General features: G+C 51.4%; 28 protein-coding genes. 26 read left to right on the top strand and 2 right to left on the bottom strand.

Translation table 11 applies throughout. The features are described 5' to 3' along the window. The first annotated feature begins 4 nt into the window (after positions 1-4). From rpsS to AC6I8F_RS01790, 26 genes are all read left to right on the top strand, one after another. Positions 5-283, top strand: a complete 279-nt coding sequence (rpsS, locus tag AC6I8F_RS01665) for a 30S ribosomal protein S19 (protein ID WP_001138115.1) — start codon at positions 5-7, stop codon at positions 281-283. 13 nt (positions 284-296) lie between these two features. Beyond that, the gene (gene rplV, locus AC6I8F_RS01670) at positions 297-629 is read left to right on the top strand and encodes a 50S ribosomal protein L22 (RefSeq protein ID WP_007891659.1); all 333 of its coding nucleotides are present in this window, start codon (positions 297-299) and stop codon (positions 627-629) included. Positions 630-646: 17 nt separating this feature from the next. Next, positions 647-1,345: a 30S ribosomal protein S3 gene (rpsC, locus tag AC6I8F_RS01675; RefSeq protein ID WP_021508216.1), complete on the top strand. Its 699-nt coding sequence runs from the start codon at positions 647-649 to the stop codon at positions 1,343-1,345. Positions 1,346-1,357: 12 nt separating this feature from the next. Then, complete coding sequence (gene rplP / locus AC6I8F_RS01680) at positions 1,358-1,768, top strand: 50S ribosomal protein L16 (protein ID WP_002438716.1); 411 nt, start codon at positions 1,358-1,360, stop codon at positions 1,766-1,768. Further along, complete coding sequence (gene rpmC, locus AC6I8F_RS01685) at positions 1,768-1,956, top strand: 50S ribosomal protein L29 (protein ID WP_021508217.1); 189 nt, start codon at positions 1,768-1,770, stop codon at positions 1,954-1,956. The genes rplP and rpmC overlap by 1 nt, the downstream gene beginning before the upstream one ends. After that, positions 1,956-2,210 (top strand): 30S ribosomal protein S17, encoded by a 255-nt coding sequence (gene rpsQ, locus AC6I8F_RS01690; RefSeq protein WP_010618568.1) that lies wholly within the window; start codon positions 1,956-1,958, stop codon positions 2,208-2,210. Before rpmC ends, rpsQ begins: the two co-directional genes overlap by 1 nt. A 168-nt stretch (positions 2,211-2,378) precedes the next feature. Next, complete coding sequence (gene rplN / locus AC6I8F_RS01695; protein ID WP_006120590.1) at positions 2,379-2,750, top strand: 50S ribosomal protein L14; 372 nt, start codon at positions 2,379-2,381, stop codon at positions 2,748-2,750. Between the two features lie 10 nt (positions 2,751-2,760). Then, on the top strand, positions 2,761-3,075 hold the full coding sequence (gene rplX / locus AC6I8F_RS01700; protein WP_021508218.1) for a 50S ribosomal protein L24: 315 nt from the start codon (positions 2,761-2,763) through the stop codon (positions 3,073-3,075). Positions 3,076-3,089: 14 nt separating this feature from the next. Continuing rightward, positions 3,090-3,629: a 50S ribosomal protein L5 gene (gene rplE / locus AC6I8F_RS01705; RefSeq protein WP_013510763.1), complete on the top strand. Its 540-nt coding sequence runs from the start codon at positions 3,090-3,092 to the stop codon at positions 3,627-3,629. Between the two features lie 14 nt (positions 3,630-3,643). Further along, complete coding sequence (gene rpsN, locus AC6I8F_RS01710; protein ID WP_010618564.1) at positions 3,644-3,949, top strand: 30S ribosomal protein S14; 306 nt, start codon at positions 3,644-3,646, stop codon at positions 3,947-3,949. A gap of 32 nt (positions 3,950-3,981) precedes the next feature. After that, positions 3,982-4,374 carry a 30S ribosomal protein S8 gene (rpsH, locus tag AC6I8F_RS01715; RefSeq protein WP_021508220.1) on the top strand — a complete coding sequence of 131 codons (393 nt, stop codon included), beginning with the start codon at positions 3,982-3,984 and terminating at the stop codon, positions 4,372-4,374. A gap of 12 nt (positions 4,375-4,386) precedes the next feature. After that, positions 4,387-4,920, top strand: a complete 534-nt coding sequence (rplF, locus tag AC6I8F_RS01720) for a 50S ribosomal protein L6 (RefSeq protein ID WP_007891676.1) — start codon at positions 4,387-4,389, stop codon at positions 4,918-4,920. Positions 4,921-4,929: 9 nt separating this feature from the next. Further along, positions 4,930-5,283, top strand: coding sequence for a 50S ribosomal protein L18 (gene rplR, locus AC6I8F_RS01725; RefSeq protein WP_013510760.1), 354 nt, complete (start codon positions 4,930-4,932; stop codon positions 5,281-5,283). 14 nt (positions 5,284-5,297) lie between these two features. Further along, positions 5,298-5,798 (top strand): 30S ribosomal protein S5, encoded by a 501-nt coding sequence (rpsE, locus tag AC6I8F_RS01730; protein WP_010618560.1) that lies wholly within the window; start codon positions 5,298-5,300, stop codon positions 5,796-5,798. A gap of 5 nt (positions 5,799-5,803) precedes the next feature. Next, entirely contained in the window at positions 5,804-5,983 is a 180-nt protein-coding gene (gene rpmD / locus AC6I8F_RS01735) for a 50S ribosomal protein L30 (RefSeq protein WP_013510758.1), read from the top strand. A gap of 3 nt (positions 5,984-5,986) precedes the next feature. Continuing rightward, complete coding sequence (gene rplO / locus AC6I8F_RS01740) at positions 5,987-6,421, top strand: 50S ribosomal protein L15 (RefSeq protein WP_021508221.1); 435 nt, start codon at positions 5,987-5,989, stop codon at positions 6,419-6,421. A 7-nt stretch (positions 6,422-6,428) separates the two neighbouring features. Beyond that, positions 6,429-7,760, top strand: coding sequence for a preprotein translocase subunit SecY (secY, locus tag AC6I8F_RS01745; RefSeq protein WP_498028423.1), 1,332 nt, complete (start codon positions 6,429-6,431; stop codon positions 7,758-7,760). Between the two features lie 32 nt (positions 7,761-7,792). Beyond that, positions 7,793-7,909 carry a 50S ribosomal protein L36 gene (gene rpmJ / locus AC6I8F_RS01750; RefSeq protein ID WP_071813610.1) on the top strand — a complete coding sequence of 39 codons (117 nt, stop codon included), beginning with the start codon at positions 7,793-7,795 and terminating at the stop codon, positions 7,907-7,909. A gap of 146 nt (positions 7,910-8,055) precedes the next feature. Then, positions 8,056-8,412, top strand: a complete 357-nt coding sequence (gene rpsM / locus AC6I8F_RS01755) for a 30S ribosomal protein S13 (protein ID WP_021508223.1) — start codon at positions 8,056-8,058, stop codon at positions 8,410-8,412. Between the two features lie 16 nt (positions 8,413-8,428). Beyond that, on the top strand, positions 8,429-8,818 hold the full coding sequence (gene rpsK / locus AC6I8F_RS01760) for a 30S ribosomal protein S11 (protein WP_004160563.1): 390 nt from the start codon (positions 8,429-8,431) through the stop codon (positions 8,816-8,818). 33 nt (positions 8,819-8,851) lie between these two features. Further along, entirely contained in the window at positions 8,852-9,472 is a 621-nt protein-coding gene (gene rpsD, locus AC6I8F_RS01765) for a 30S ribosomal protein S4 (protein ID WP_010618555.1), read from the top strand. 25 nt (positions 9,473-9,497) lie between these two features. After that, positions 9,498-10,487, top strand: a complete 990-nt coding sequence (locus AC6I8F_RS01770; protein ID WP_007891688.1) for a DNA-directed RNA polymerase subunit alpha — start codon at positions 9,498-9,500, stop codon at positions 10,485-10,487. Positions 10,488-10,527: 40 nt separating this feature from the next. Beyond that, complete coding sequence (rplQ, locus tag AC6I8F_RS01775; RefSeq protein ID WP_003850180.1) at positions 10,528-10,914, top strand: 50S ribosomal protein L17; 387 nt, start codon at positions 10,528-10,530, stop codon at positions 10,912-10,914. Positions 10,915-11,025: 111 nt separating this feature from the next. Beyond that, positions 11,026-11,397: a DnaJ family domain-containing protein gene (locus tag AC6I8F_RS01780; protein ID WP_058759896.1), complete on the top strand. Its 372-nt coding sequence runs from the start codon at positions 11,026-11,028 to the stop codon at positions 11,395-11,397. 1 nt (position 11,398) lies between these two features. Beyond that, on the top strand, positions 11,399-11,836 hold the full coding sequence (gene zntR, locus AC6I8F_RS01785; RefSeq protein WP_021508225.1) for a Zn(2+)-responsive transcriptional regulator: 438 nt from the start codon (positions 11,399-11,401) through the stop codon (positions 11,834-11,836). A 50-nt stretch (positions 11,837-11,886) separates the two neighbouring features. Then, complete coding sequence (locus AC6I8F_RS01790; protein ID WP_021508226.1) at positions 11,887-12,105, top strand: alternative ribosome-rescue factor A; 219 nt, start codon at positions 11,887-11,889, stop codon at positions 12,103-12,105. 19 nt (positions 12,106-12,124) lie between these two features. Here AC6I8F_RS01790 and mscL read toward each other — a convergent pair whose 3' ends face one another. After that, entirely contained in the window at positions 12,125-12,535 is a 411-nt protein-coding gene (gene mscL, locus AC6I8F_RS01795; RefSeq protein ID WP_021508227.1) for a large-conductance mechanosensitive channel protein MscL, read from the bottom strand. Positions 12,536-12,643: 108 nt separating this feature from the next. Then, positions 12,644-14,020: a Trk system potassium transporter TrkA gene (trkA, locus tag AC6I8F_RS01800; protein ID WP_021508228.1), complete on the bottom strand. Its 1,377-nt coding sequence runs from the start codon at positions 14,018-14,020 to the stop codon at positions 12,644-12,646. Positions 14,021-14,040 lie beyond the last annotated feature (20 nt).

A 14,040-nucleotide genomic window follows, 5' to 3' on the forward strand; every position in this document is an offset into this window, starting at 1 on the left:
AGCCATGCCACGTTCTCTCAAGAAAGGTCCTTTTATTGACCTGCACTTGCTGAAGAAGGTAGAGAAAGCGGTGGAAAGCGGTGACAAGAAGCCCCTGCGCACTTGGTCCCGTCGTTCAACGATCTTCCCTAACATGATCGGTTTGACCATCGCTGTCCATAATGGTCGTCAGCACGTTCCTGTCTTTGTTTCCGACGAAATGGTCGGCCACAAGCTGGGTGAATTTGCACCGACACGTACTTATCGCGGCCACGCTGCTGATAAGAAAGCCAAGAAGAAATAAGTAGGAGGAAGAGATGGAAACTATTGCTCAACATCGCCATGCTCGTTCTTCTGCTCAGAAGGTTCGCCTTGTTGCTGACCTGATTCGCGGTAAGAAAGTGTCGCAGGCTCTGGATATTCTGACTTACACCAACAAGAAAGCGGCTGTACTGGTTAAGAAAGTCCTGGAATCTGCCATTGCTAACGCCGAACACAACGATGGCGCTGATATCGACGATCTGAAAGTTGCGAAAATTTTCGTAGATGAAGGCCCTAGCATGAAGCGCATTATGCCGCGTGCTAAAGGTCGTGCAGATCGCATCCTGAAGCGCACCAGCCACATTACTGTGGTTGTGTCCGATCGCTGAGACTCTGGAGACTAGCAATGGGTCAGAAAGTACATCCTAATGGTATTCGCCTGGGTATTGTAAAACCATGGAACTCTACCTGGTTTGCGAACACCAAAGAATTCGCTGACAACCTGGACAGCGACTTTAAAGTACGTCAGTTCCTGAACAAAGAACTGGCAAAAGCGTCTGTATCTCGCATCGTTATCGAGCGTCCGGCTAAGAGCATCCGTGTGACCATTCACACCGCTCGCCCGGGTATCGTTATCGGTAAAAAAGGTGAAGACGTTGAAAAACTGCGCACGGTCGTAGCGAACATCGCTGGCGTTCCTGCACAGATCAATATCGCCGAAGTCCGTAAACCGGAACTGGACGCAAAACTGGTTGCTGACAGCATCACTTCACAGCTGGAGCGTCGTGTGATGTTCCGTCGTGCGATGAAGCGTGCTGTACAGAACGCAATGCGTCTGGGCGCTAAAGGTATCAAAGTTGAAGTTAGCGGCCGTCTGGGCGGTGCTGAGATCGCACGTACCGAATGGTACCGTGAAGGTCGTGTACCACTGCACACTCTGCGTGCTGACATTGACTACAACACCTCTGAAGCGCACACCACTTATGGTGTAATCGGCGTTAAGGTATGGATCTTCAAAGGTGAGATCCTGGGTGGTATGGCTGCTGTTGAACAACCGGAACCGGCTGCTCAACCTAAAAAGCAGCAGCGTAAAGGCCGTAAGTAAGGAGAGTCGCTGATGTTACAACCAAAGCGTACGAAATTCCGTAAAGTGCACAAAGGCCGTAACCGCGGTCTGGCGCAGGGTACGGATGTTAGCTTCGGTACTTTCGGTCTGAAAGCTGTTGGCCGTGGTCGTCTGACTGCTCGTCAGATCGAAGCAGCACGTCGTGCTATGACCCGTGCAGTTAAGCGTCAAGGTAAGATTTGGATCCGTGTATTCCCGGACAAACCAATCACCGAGAAGCCGCTGGAAGTGCGTATGGGTAAAGGTAAGGGTAACGTGGAGTATTGGGTTGCCCTGATCCAGCCTGGTAAAGTCCTGTATGAAATGGACGGTGTACCGGAAGAGCTGGCCCGTGAAGCATTCAAGCTGGCAGCAGCAAAACTGCCTATCAAAACCACCTTTGTAACTAAGACGGTGATGTAATGAAAGCAACTGAGCTGCGTGAAAAAAGCGTTGAAGAGCTGAACACTGAGCTGCTTAACCTCCTGCGCGAGCAGTTTAACCTGCGCATGCAGGCAGCATCTGGCCAGCTGCAGCAGACCCATCTGCTGAAGCAAGTTCGCCGTGATGTTGCACGCGTTAAGACTTTACTGACTGAGAAGGCGGCGTAATGACCGATAAAATCCGTACTCTGCAGGGTCGTGTTGTTAGTGACAAAATGCAGAAATCTGCTGTTGTTGCTATCGAGCGTTTCGTGAAGCACCCGATCTACGGTAAATTCATTAAGCGTACGACTAAGCTGCACATCCATGACGAGAACAACGAGTGTGGTATTGGTGACGTGGTTGAAATCCGCGAAACCCGTCCACTGTCCAAGACTAAGTCCTGGACTCTGGTTCGCGTTGTAGAGAAAGCGATTCTGTAATAGAATCCGCTTCCTCTAAAAACAAAATGAACGGCTCTATGGAGCCGTTCATTTTTTCTACCCATCTGCGAGAACCGGTGTTATAATGCCGCGCCCTCAATTATGGGGCTTTTTAACGACCTGAGGTTTGGGTCCCGAAGTAGTAGTTGACATTAGCGGAGCACTAAAATGATCCAAGAACAGACTATGCTGAACGTCGCCGACAACTCCGGTGCACGTCGCGTAATGTGTATCAAGGTTCTGGGTGGCTCGCACCGTCGCTACGCAGGCGTCGGCGATATCATCAAAGTGACCATCAAGGAAGCAATTCCGCGTGGCAAGGTGAAAAAAGGTGATGTCCTGAAAGCGGTAGTGGTGCGCACCAGGAAGGGTGTTCGTCGCCCGGACGGTTCTGTCATTCGCTTCGATGGTAATGCATGCGTTATTCTGAACAATAACAGCGAGCAGCCTATCGGAACGCGTATTTTTGGGCCGGTAACTCGTGAACTTCGTACTGAAAAGTTCATGAAAATTATCTCTCTGGCACCAGAAGTACTCTAAGGAGCGAACAATGGCAGCGAAAATCCGTCGTAACGACGAAGTTATCGTGCTTACCGGTAAAGACAAAGGTAAACGCGGTAAAGTAAAGAATGTCCTGACTTCTGGTAAGGTCATCGTTGAAGGTATCAACCTGGTTAAGAAACACCAGAAGCCGGTTCCGGCTCTGAACCAACCAGGCGGCATCGTTGAAAAAGAAGCTGCTATTCAGGTTTCTAACGTTGCAATCTTCAATGCGGCAACCGGCAAGGCTGACCGTGTAGGCTTTAGATTCGAAGACGGTAAAAAAGTCCGTTTCTTCAAGTCTAACAGCGAAACTATCAAGTAATTTGGAGTAGTACGATGGCGAAACTGCATGATTACTACAAAGACGAAGTAGTCCAGAAACTCATGACAGAGTTTGGCTACAATTCTGTCATGCAAGTCCCTCGGGTCGAGAAGATCACCCTGAACATGGGTGTTGGTGAAGCGATCGCTGACAAGAAACTGCTGGATAACGCAGCAGCTGACCTGGCAGCAATCTCCGGTCAAAAACCGCTGATCACCAAAGCACGCAAATCAGTTGCAGGCTTCAAAATCCGTCAGGGCTATCCGATCGGCTGTAAAGTAACTCTGCGTGGCGAGCGCATGTGGGAGTTCTTTGAGCGTCTGATCACTATTGCTGTACCGCGTATCCGTGACTTCCGTGGTCTGTCCGCGAAGTCTTTCGACGGTCGTGGTAACTACAGCATGGGCGTTCGTGAGCAGATCATCTTCCCAGAAATCGACTACGACAAAGTCGATCGCGTTCGTGGTTTGGATATCACCATTACCACTACTGCGAAATCTGATGATGAAGGCCGTGCTCTGCTGGCTGCCTTTGACTTCCCGTTCCGCAAGTAAGGTAGGGTTACTTAATGGCTAAGCAATCTATGAAAGCACGCGAAGTTAAGCGTGTGAAATTAGCAGACAAGTTCTTCGCAAAACGCGCTGAACTGAAAGCGATCATTTCTGATGTGAACGCATCCGACGAAGACCGTTGGAACGCCGTTCTCAAGCTGCAGAGTCTGCCGCGTGATTCCAGCCCTTCACGTCAGCGTAACCGCTGCCGTCAGACAGGTCGTCCGCACGGTTTCCTGCGGAAGTTTGGGTTGAGCCGTATCAAGGTCCGTGAAGCCGCAATGCGCGGTGAAATCCCGGGTCTGAAAAAGGCTAGCTGGTAATTGTCACCATTTGAATCACGGGAGTAACACAGATGAGCATGCAAGATCCGATCGCGGATATGCTGACCCGTATCCGTAACGGTCAGGCCGCGAACAAAGTTGCGGTCTCTATGCCTTCCTCCAAGCTGAAAGTGGCAATTGCCAACGTGCTGAAGGAAGAAGGCTATATTCAAGATTTTAAAATCGAAGGCGACATCAAGCCGGAACTGGAACTGACTCTTAAGTACTTCCAGGGTAAAGCTGTTGTAGAAAGCATTCAGCGTGTTAGCCGTCCAGGTCTGCGCATCTATAAGAAAAAAGATGAGCTGCCAAAAGTTATGGCCGGTCTGGGCATTGCTGTAATTTCTACCTCTAAAGGTGTCATGACTGATCGTGCAGCGCGCCAGGCTGGTCTTGGTGGCGAAATTATCTGCTACGTAGCGTAATCGGAGGATAAAATGTCTCGTGTTGCAAAAGCACCTGTCGTTGTTCCTGCCGGCGTAGAGGTAAAACTCAACGGTCAGGAAGTTTCGATCAAAGGCAAAAACGGCGAGCTGACTCGTACTATCAACAGTGCTGTAGAAGTTAAGCATGCAGACAACGCCCTGACTTTCGCTCCGCGCGAAGGTTATGCGGATGGTTGGGCACAGGCAGGTACTGCCCGTGCGCTGCTGAACGGCATGGTTATCGGTGTTACCGAAGGCTTCACCAAGAAGCTGCAACTGGTTGGTGTTGGTTATCGTGCAGCTGTTAAAGGCAACTCTGTGAGTCTGGCCCTGGGCTTCTCTCACCCGGTTGACCATGCACTGCCGGCCGGCATCACTGCTGAATGTCCAACTCAGACTGAGATCGTGCTGAAAGGCGCTGATAAACAGCTGATTGGTCAGGTTGCAGCTGATCTGCGCGCCTACCGTCGTCCTGAGCCTTACAAAGGCAAGGGTGTTCGTTACGCCGACGAAGTCGTGCGTACCAAAGAGGCTAAGAAGAAGTAAGGTAACACTATGGATAAGAAATCTGCTCGTATCCGTCGTGCGACCCGTGCACGTCGCAAGCTCAAAGAGCTGGGTGCTACTCGCCTGGTGGTACATCGTACCCCGCGTCACATTTACGCACAGGTAATCGCCCCGAACGGTTCCGAAGTTCTGGTTGCTGCTTCTACTGTAGAAAAAGCTATCGCTGAACAACTGAAGTATACCGGTAACAAAGACGCCGCTGCAGCTGTAGGTAAAGCTCTGGCTGAGCGCGCTATCGAAAAAGGCATCAAAGATGTTTCTTTCGACCGTTCCGGTTTCCAATATCATGGTCGCGTCCAGGCACTTGCAGATGCTGCTCGTGAAGCTGGCCTTCAGTTCTAAGGTAGAGGTCTAAGATGGCACACATCGAGAAACAAGCTGGCGACCTGCAGGAAAAACTGATCGCGGTAAACCGTGTCTCTAAAACTGTGAAAGGTGGTCGTATTTTCTCCTTCACCGCTCTGACTGTAGTGGGTGATGGTAACGGCCGCGTTGGTTTTGGTTACGGTAAAGCGCGTGAAGTTCCAGCAGCGATCCAGAAAGCGATGGAAAAAGCTCGTCGCAATATGGTTAATGTCGCGCTGACTCACGGCACCCTGCAGCACCCGGTTAAAGGTGCGCACACGGGTTCTCGTGTGTTCATGCAGCCGGCTTCTGAAGGTACCGGTATCATCGCCGGCGGTGCAATGCGCGCCGTTCTGGAAGTCGCTGGAGTTCATAACGTTCTGGCTAAAGCCTATGGTTCCACTAACCCGATCAACGTGGTTCGTGCAACTATCGACGGCCTGGGCAATATGAAGTCTCCGGATATGGTTGCTGCCAAGCGTGGTAAATCCGTTGAAGAAATTCTGGGGTAATCACGATGGCTAAGACAATCAAAATTACACAAACCCGTAGCTCAATCGGCCGCCTGCCTAAGCACAAAGCCACTCTGGTTGGTCTGGGTCTGCGTCGTATTGGTCACACCGTTGAGCGTGAAGACACGCCAGCTGTACGCGGTATGATCAACGCGATTTCTTACATGCTGAAAGTGGAGGAGTAAGAGATGCGTTTAAACACTCTGTCTCCGGCCGAAGGGTCTAAACACGCTTCCAAGCGTCTGGGCCGTGGTATCGGTTCTGGCCTCGGTAAAACCGGCGGTCGTGGTCACAAAGGTCAGAAGTCTCGTTCTGGCGGTGGCGTACGTCGTGGTTTCGAGGGTGGTCAGATGCCTCTGTACCGTCGTCTGCCGAAGTTCGGCTTCACCTCGCGCAAATCATTCGTGACTGCAGAAGTGCGTCTGTCTGATCTGGCGAAAGTGGAAGGCGGTATCGTCGACCTGAACACGCTGAAAGCAGCTAACATCATCGGTGTACAGATTGAGTTCGCGAAAGTGATCCTGTCTGGTGAAGTATCTGCACCTGTTACGATTCGTGGTCTGCGTGTCACCAAAGGTGCTCGTGCTGCAATCGAAGCTGCTGGCGGTAAAATCGAGGAATAAGTAGCAGATGGCAAAGCAACCGGGATTAGATTTTCAAAGTGCCAAAGGTGGCTTTGGTGAACTGAAGCGCAGACTGTTGTTTGTAATCGGTGCACTGATTGTCTTCCGTATTGGCTCTTTTATTCCAATCCCCGGTATCGATGCCACTGTACTTGCCAAACTGCTTGAGCAACAGCGTGGCACCATCATTGAAATGTTTAACATGTTCTCTGGTGGTGCTCTCAGTCGTGCCTCAATCTTCGCGCTGGGTATTATGCCGTATATTTCGGCCTCTATTATTATCCAGCTGCTGACGGTGGTTCATCCCGCGTTGGCCGAGATTAAGAAAGAGGGTGAAGCTGGTCGTCGTAAGATCAGCCAGTACACTCGCTACGGCACACTGGTTCTGGCTATATTCCAGTCGATCGGTATTGCTACCGGTCTGCCGAATATGCCTGGAATGCAGGGCCTGGTATTAAATCCAGGCTTTGCTTTCTACTTTACCGCTGTTGTAAGTCTGGTTACCGGAACCATGTTCCTGATGTGGCTGGGCGAACAGATTACTGAACGAGGTATCGGTAACGGTATTTCGATCATTATCTTCGCGGGTATTGTTGCGGGTTTACCGCCGGCCATTGGCCATACCATCGAGCAAGCGCGGCAAGGCGACCTGCACTTCCTTCTGTTGCTGTTGGTTGCAGTTCTTGTATTTGCAGTGACGTTCTTTGTTATTTTCGTTGAGCGTGGCCAGCGCCGCATTGTGGTCAACTACGCTAAACGTCAGCAAGGTCGTCGTGTATATGCTGCACAGAGCACACATTTACCGTTGAAAGTGAACATGGCGGGCGTAATCCCAGCCATCTTTGCTTCCAGCATTATCCTGTTCCCGGCGACGATAGCATCCTGGTTCGGGGGCGGTACCGGTTGGAACTGGCTGACAACAATTTCGCTGTATTTGCAGCCAGGACAGCCGCTTTATGTGCTACTCTATGCGACTGCAATCATCTTCTTCTGTTTCTTCTACACGGCGTTGGTTTTCAACCCGCGTGAAACAGCAGATAACCTGAAGAAGTCTGGTGCATTCGTACCGGGAATTCGTCCGGGAGAGCAAACGGCGAAGTACATCGATAAAGTAATGACACGTGTGACCTTAATCGGCGCACTGTATATTACTTTTATCTGCCTGATCCCGGAGTTCATGCGTGATGCCATGAAGGTTCCCTTCTACTTTGGCGGCACCTCGCTGCTGATTGTAGTGGTTGTCATCATGGACTTTATGGCTCAAGTGCAAACTCTGATGATGTCCAGTCAGTACGAGTCTGCATTGAAGAAAGCTAACCTGAAAGGCTATGGCCGTTAATTCAGTAGCTTGAGAAGTTACGGAGAGTAAAAATGAAAGTTCGTGCTTCCGTCAAGAAATTATGTCGTAACTGCAAAATCATTCGTCGCGACGGTGTCGTACGTGTGATCTGCAGCTCCGAGCCTAAGCATAAACAGCGCCAGGGCTGATTAAGTCACATATTTTTCTTGCAAAGTCGGGTTGAGCTGGCTAGATTAGCCAGCCAATCTTTTGTATGTCGATGCGTTTCCATTTGAGTATCCTGAAAACGGGCTTTTCAGCATGGTACGCATTTATTTAATTATAGGAGTGCATAGTGGCCCGTATAGCAGGCATTAACATTCCTGATCAAAAACATACCGTTATCGCATTAACTTCGATCTTCGGTATCGGCAAAACCCGTTCTAAAGCCATCTGTGCTGAAACGGGCATCGCTGAAAATGTTAAGATCAGTGAGCTGTCTGAAGAACAAATTGATCAGCTGCGTGAAGCAGTTGGTAAATTCGTTGTTGAAGGTGATCTGCGCCGTGAAATCACCCTGAGCATCAAGCGTCTGATGGACCTTGGTTGCTACCGTGGTTTACGCCATCGTCGTGGTCTGCCGGTGCGCGGTCAGCGTACTAAGACCAACGCACGTACCCGTAAGGGTCCGCGTAAACCGATCAAGAAATAATCGGGGTGAGTAAATAATGGCAAAGGCACCAGTTCGTGCACGTAAGCGTGTAAGAAAACAAGTCTCAGATGGCGTGGCTCATGTCCATGCGTCTTTTAACAACACCATCGTTACTATTACTGATCGTCAGGGTAACGCACTGGGTTGGGCAACCGCCGGTGGTTCCGGTTTCCGCGGTTCACGTAAATCTACTCCGTTTGCTGCTCAGGTCGCTGCAGAGCGCTGTGCAGAAGCCGTGAAAGATTACGGTATTAAGAACCTGGAAGTTATGGTTAAGGGTCCGGGTCCAGGCCGCGAATCTACTATTCGTGCTCTGAACGCCGCTGGTTTCCGCATCACTAATATTACTGATGTGACTCCGATCCCTCACAACGGTTGTCGTCCGCCGAAAAAACGTCGCGTTTAACGTTCCGTTTTTTAGGTTAGTTGGAGAAAGAAAATGGCAAGATATTTGGGTCCTAAGCTCAAGCTGAGCCGTCGTGAGGGCACCGACTTATTCCTTAAGTCTGGCGTTCGCGCGATTGATTCCAAGTGCAAAATTGAACAAGCCCCTGGTCAGCATGGTGCGCGTAAACCGCGTCTGTCTGATTACGGCGGCCAGTTACGTGAAAAGCAAAAAGTTCGTCGTATCTACGGCGTGCTGGAGCGTCAGTTCCGTAACTACTATAAAGAAGCAGCGCGTCTGAAAGGCAACACCGGTGAAAACCTGTTAGCTCTGCTGGAAGGTCGTCTGGATAACGTAGTTTACCGTATGGGCTTTGGTGCCACTCGTGCAGAAGCACGTCAGCTGGTTAGCCACAAATCTGTAATGGTAAACGGTCGCGTTGTTAACATCGCTTCTTATCAGGTATCTCCGAATGATGTCGTAAGCATCCGTGAGAAAGCCAAAAAGCAATCTCGCGTGAAGGCCGCTCTGGAGCTGGCTGAGCAGCGTGAAAAGCCAACCTGGCTGGAAGTTGATGCGACTAAGATGGAAGGTGTGTTCAAGCGTATTCCTGAGCGTACCGATCTGTCTGCGGACATTAACGAACACCTGATCGTCGAGCTTTACTCTAAGTAAAGCTTAGTACCAAAGAGAGGACACAATGCAGGGTTCTGTGACAGAGTTTCTAAAACCGCGCCTGGTAGATATCGAGCAAGTGAGTTCGACGCACGCCAAGGTGACCCTTGAGCCGTTAGAGCGTGGCTTTGGCCATACTCTTGGTAACGCACTGCGCCGTATTCTGCTTTCTTCCATGCCGGGTTGCGCGGTGACCGAGGTTGAGATTGATGGCGTGCTGCACGAGTACTCCACCAAAGAGGGCGTACAGGAAGATATCCTGGAAATCCTGCTCAATCTGAAAGGGCTGGCGGTAAGAGTTCAGGGTAAAGATGAAGTCATCCTTACGCTGAATAAATCTGGCATTGGCCCTGTGACTGCAGCCGACATTACCCATGACGGTGATGTCGAAATCGTCAAGCCGCAGCATGTGATCTGCCATCTGACCGATGAAAACGCGTCTATTAGCATGCGTATCAAAGTTCAGCGTGGTCGTGGTTATGTGCCGGCTTCTGCCCGAATTCATTCGGAAGAAGATGAGCGCCCAATCGGCCGTCTGTTGGTTGACGCTTGCTACAGCCCTGTAGACCGTATCGCCTACAATGTTGAAGCAGCGCGTGTAGAACAGCGCACCGACCTGGACAAGCTGGTCATCGAAATGGAAACCAACGGCACAATCGATCCTGAAGAGGCGATTCGTCGTGCGGCAACCATCCTGGCAGAACAACTGGAAGCTTTCGTTGACTTACGTGATGTACGTCAGCCGGAAGTCAAAGAAGAGAAACCAGAATTCGATCCGATCCTGCTGCGCCCTGTTGACGATCTGGAATTGACTGTCCGCTCTGCTAACTGCCTCAAGGCAGAAGCTATCCACTACATCGGTGATCTGGTACAGCGTACCGAGGTTGAGCTGCTTAAAACGCCTAACCTGGGTAAAAAATCTCTTACCGAGATTAAAGACGTGCTCGCATCACGTGGTCTGTCTCTGGGCATGCGCCTGGAAAACTGGCCACCGGCAAGCATTGCTGATGAATAACCGGATCGCAGGTTAAGGTTTCACTGAGAAGGATAAGGTCATGCGCCATCGTAAGAGTGGTCGTCAACTGAACCGCAACAGCAGCCATCGTCAGGCTATGTTCCGCAACATGGCTGGTTCTCTGGTTCGTCATGAGATCATTAAGACGACTCTGCCGAAAGCCAAAGAGCTGCGTCGCGTAGTTGAGCCGCTGATTACTCTTGCCAAGACCGACAGCGTAGCTAATCGTCGTCTGGCATTCGCCCGTACTCGTGATAACGAGATCGTGGCAAAACTGTTTAACGAGCTGGGCCCGCGTTTCGCGAGCCGTGCCGGTGGTTACACTCGCATTCTGAAGTGTGGCTTCCGTGCTGGTGACAACGCTCCGATGGCATACATCGAGCTGGTTGATCGTCCAGAAGCTCAAGCAGAAGCTGCTGCAGAGTAATTTGCAGTAACGTAAAAAACCCGCTTCGGCGGGTTTTTTATCGCCTGTCATTTCTTCCCATTTCCCCTCCATTCGCTATGCTGTTGGCAGACATGCCTGCAGGAGGTTTCTATGTGGCTTATCGATCAGCTGGCTGAGCAACACATCCGCGCCGCTCAGGAAAAGGGCGAGCTGAGCAATCTGCCTGGTGAAGGTGCGCCGCTCACGCTGGACGATGACAGTGGTGTGCCGGCGGAATTGCGCAGTGCCTGGCGACTGCTGAAAAACGCCGGCTATCTCCCTCCGGAACTGGAGATGCGCCGTGACGCGCTGGCACTGAGCGATCTGCTTCGCGAACTCGATCCTGATGACTGCGAGGCGCGCGAACTGGCCAAACGCCTGACGCTGCTGGAGATGAAGCTGCAGCAGGCTGGCATGAGCACCGATTTTCTGCGTGGCGAATACCGCCCGGCGATCGGTCAGCGGCTACAGCAGGAGAAATAGTATGTATCGCATTGGTCAGCTGGCAAAACTGGCGGACGTGACGCCGGATACCATCCGCTTTTATGAAAAGCAGCAGATGATGGATCATGAGGTACGCACCGAGGGCGGCTTCCGCCTGTACAGCGATAACGATCTGCAGCGCCTGCGTTTTATCCGTTACGGCCGGCAGCTTGGTTTCAGCCTGGAATCGATCCGCGACCTGCTGTCGATCCGCATCGATCCAGAGCATCACACCTGTGAAGAGTCAAAAGCGATCGTGGCGAAACGGCTGGATGAGGTGAACAGTATGATTGGCGAGCTGCAAACCATTCAGCGATCACTGCAACGGCTGGCGGAAACCTGTTGTGGCGACCGCCATAGTAGCGCCTGTTGTTCGATCCTCGAGGCACTGGAAACCGGTGAAGATCCGCATCCTGAAATTTGTTGTAGCAAGGATTGAATTCTGGCGCGCAGGGACTATAGTTGCGCCATCACTAACCGGAGGACGATATGAGTCACTATCAGCATCGAAAAGGCAAAATTAACGATAACGCCCTGGAAGCCCTGTTACACGATCCGCTGTATCGCCAGCGAGTTGAGCGCAATCAGAAGGGGAAAGGCAGCTACCGGCGTAAAGATAAACACGCGAAGGGAGCGAATCAGGAGGCCAGCGGTAAGCAACAGTGTTTACCTCTGGCCTTCTGCTTTAGTGACAAAAAAGCCGCCTGAAACTGGCGGCTTTTATTTATCACACTTTATTATTTTGTTGCTTAAGCAGGTCGCGAATCTCGGTCAGCAGCACTTCTTCATTAGTCGGTTTAGGCGCTGGTTTTTCCACTTCTTTCTTTTTATACAGTTTATTCATTACTTTGATGGCAATGAAGATAGCAAACGCCACGATGATGAAGTCAAATACCGTCTGAATAAAGTTACCGTACTCCATCACCACCGCTGGAATATCGCCCTCTGCTGGCTTGAGTACCCATTTAAACTGCTTAAAGTCGACGCCGCCAATCAGTAAACCGAGCGGTGGCATAATGATGTTCGCAACCAGTGACGATACGATCTTACCGAACGCAGCACCGATGATCACACCGACCGCCAGGTCCACCACGTTGCCGCGCATCGCAAAATCACGAAACTCTTTGAATAAACTCATTGTTATCTCCTTGCCTTGGCCAGTGGCTAAAGTCTAACAAACCTTCGTGTAATTGCCATTATAACAATGGATTAAACACCACTCTCACTGCAGCCCAATCACAACCCGTTACAGGAAGAACGGGCTCGGCTGGAACAGACGCTCAACGTCCGGCACAAACTTTTTGTCGGTGAGGAACATGATCACGTGGTCGCCTTGCTCAATACGCACATTATCATTGGCGATGATCACGTCATCACCACGCACCACCGCGCCGATAATTGTGCCCGGCGGCAGTTTAATATCTTCAATCAGGCGGCCGACCACGCGCGAAGTGGTTTCATCACCGTGGGCAATGGCCTCGATGGCTTCCGCAATACCGCGGCGCAGTGAAGAGACGCCGACAATATCGGCTTTGCGCACGTGGCCAAGCAGCGCAGAAATTGTGGCCTGCTGCGGAGAGATCGCAATGTCGATCACGCTGCCCTGCACCAGATCGACATAGGCGCGACGCTGGATCAGTACCATCACTTTTTTCGCGCCCATTTTTTTGGCCAGCATCGCTGACATGATATTAGCTTCATCGTCGTTAGTGACGGCGATAAACAGATCGACCTGATCGACATGCTCTTCTGCCAGCAGTTCCTGATCCGAGGCATCGCCATAGAACACGATGGTATCCTGCAGATGTTCAGCCAGTTCAGCTGCGCGCTGCTGATTACGTTCAATCAGCTTAACGCTGTACTGCTTCTCCAGCCGTTGCGCCAGGCCAAAGCCGATATTACCGCCGCCGACCAGCATAATGCGTTTATAGGGCTTTTCGAGCCGCTGCATCTCGCTCATCACCGCACGAATATGCTGACTGGCGGCAATGAAAAACACTTCATCGCCAGCTTCGACGATCGTCGAGCCCTGCGGGCGGATCGGGCGATCCTGACGGAAAATCGCGGCTACGCGGGTATCGATATGCGGCATGTGCTCACGCAGGATCGACAGCGGATTGCCCACCAGCGGTCCGCCGTAATAGGCTTTGACCACTGCCAGGCTGACTTTGCCCTCGGCAAAATTCACCACCTGCAACGCGCCAGGGTACTGAATCAGCCGATAGATATTGTCGATCACCAGCTGTTCAGGCGAGATCAAATGGTCGATGGGTACCGCTTCCGGCACGAACAGCTTTTCCGCATCGCGCAGATAATCGGCGGCGCGGATACGGGCAATGCGGTTTGGCGTGTTAAACAGCGAGTAAGCAATCTGACAGGCAATCATGTTGGTTTCGTCAGAACTGGTGACCGCCACCAGCATATCCGCATCTTCGGCGCCGGCTTCACGCAACACGCGCGGGTGCGAACCATGGCCCTGCACCACGCGCAGGTCAAACTTATCCTGCAGCACGCGTAAGCGTGAGGGATCGCTATCAACCACGGTGATGTCATTGTTTTCGCCCACCAGGTTTTCAGCGAGCGTGCCGCCCACCTGGCCGGCGCCGAGGATAATAATTTTCATGGATACGTTGCTCTTGTCAC

It is taken from the genome of gamma proteobacterium symbiont of Axiagastus rosmarus, assembly GCF_059730925.1.

Coding starts and splice junctions, on each gene's coding strand:
- trkA (WP_021508228.1), bottom strand. CDS start 14,020: ATGAAAATTATTATCCTCGGCGCCGGCCAGGTGGGCGGCACGCTCGCT.
- rplR (WP_013510760.1), top strand. CDS start 4,930: ATGGATAAGAAATCTGCTCGTATCCGTCGTGCGACCCGTGCACGTCGC.
- rpsH (WP_021508220.1), top strand. CDS start 3,982: ATGAGCATGCAAGATCCGATCGCGGATATGCTGACCCGTATCCGTAAC.
- rpmD (WP_013510758.1), top strand. CDS start 5,804: ATGGCTAAGACAATCAAAATTACACAAACCCGTAGCTCAATCGGCCGC.
- rplO (WP_021508221.1), top strand. CDS start 5,987: ATGCGTTTAAACACTCTGTCTCCGGCCGAAGGGTCTAAACACGCTTCC.
- rpsC (WP_021508216.1), top strand. CDS start 647: ATGGGTCAGAAAGTACATCCTAATGGTATTCGCCTGGGTATTGTAAAA.
- rplF (WP_007891676.1), top strand. CDS start 4,387: ATGTCTCGTGTTGCAAAAGCACCTGTCGTTGTTCCTGCCGGCGTAGAG.
- zntR (WP_021508225.1), top strand. CDS start 11,399: ATGTATCGCATTGGTCAGCTGGCAAAACTGGCGGACGTGACGCCGGAT.
- rpmC (WP_021508217.1), top strand. CDS start 1,768: ATGAAAGCAACTGAGCTGCGTGAAAAAAGCGTTGAAGAGCTGAACACT.
- rplN (WP_006120590.1), top strand. CDS start 2,379: ATGATCCAAGAACAGACTATGCTGAACGTCGCCGACAACTCCGGTGCA.
- rpsQ (WP_010618568.1), top strand. CDS start 1,956: ATGACCGATAAAATCCGTACTCTGCAGGGTCGTGTTGTTAGTGACAAA.
- rplQ (WP_003850180.1), top strand. CDS start 10,528: ATGCGCCATCGTAAGAGTGGTCGTCAACTGAACCGCAACAGCAGCCAT.
- rpsE (WP_010618560.1), top strand. CDS start 5,298: ATGGCACACATCGAGAAACAAGCTGGCGACCTGCAGGAAAAACTGATC.
- AC6I8F_RS01780 (WP_058759896.1), top strand. CDS start 11,026: ATGTGGCTTATCGATCAGCTGGCTGAGCAACACATCCGCGCCGCTCAG.
- rplV (WP_007891659.1), top strand. CDS start 297: ATGGAAACTATTGCTCAACATCGCCATGCTCGTTCTTCTGCTCAGAAG.
- rplX (WP_021508218.1), top strand. CDS start 2,761: ATGGCAGCGAAAATCCGTCGTAACGACGAAGTTATCGTGCTTACCGGT.
- rplP (WP_002438716.1), top strand. CDS start 1,358: ATGTTACAACCAAAGCGTACGAAATTCCGTAAAGTGCACAAAGGCCGT.
- AC6I8F_RS01770 (WP_007891688.1), top strand. CDS start 9,498: ATGCAGGGTTCTGTGACAGAGTTTCTAAAACCGCGCCTGGTAGATATC.
- rpmJ (WP_071813610.1), top strand. CDS start 7,793: ATGAAAGTTCGTGCTTCCGTCAAGAAATTATGTCGTAACTGCAAAATC.
- rpsK (WP_004160563.1), top strand. CDS start 8,429: ATGGCAAAGGCACCAGTTCGTGCACGTAAGCGTGTAAGAAAACAAGTC.
- rpsS (WP_001138115.1), top strand. CDS start 5: ATGCCACGTTCTCTCAAGAAAGGTCCTTTTATTGACCTGCACTTGCTG.
- secY (WP_498028423.1), top strand. CDS start 6,429: ATGGCAAAGCAACCGGGATTAGATTTTCAAAGTGCCAAAGGTGGCTTT.
- rplE (WP_013510763.1), top strand. CDS start 3,090: ATGGCGAAACTGCATGATTACTACAAAGACGAAGTAGTCCAGAAACTC.
- rpsD (WP_010618555.1), top strand. CDS start 8,852: ATGGCAAGATATTTGGGTCCTAAGCTCAAGCTGAGCCGTCGTGAGGGC.
- AC6I8F_RS01790 (WP_021508226.1), top strand. CDS start 11,887: ATGAGTCACTATCAGCATCGAAAAGGCAAAATTAACGATAACGCCCTG.
- mscL (WP_021508227.1), bottom strand. CDS start 12,535: ATGAGTTTATTCAAAGAGTTTCGTGATTTTGCGATGCGCGGCAACGTG.
- rpsN (WP_010618564.1), top strand. CDS start 3,644: ATGGCTAAGCAATCTATGAAAGCACGCGAAGTTAAGCGTGTGAAATTA.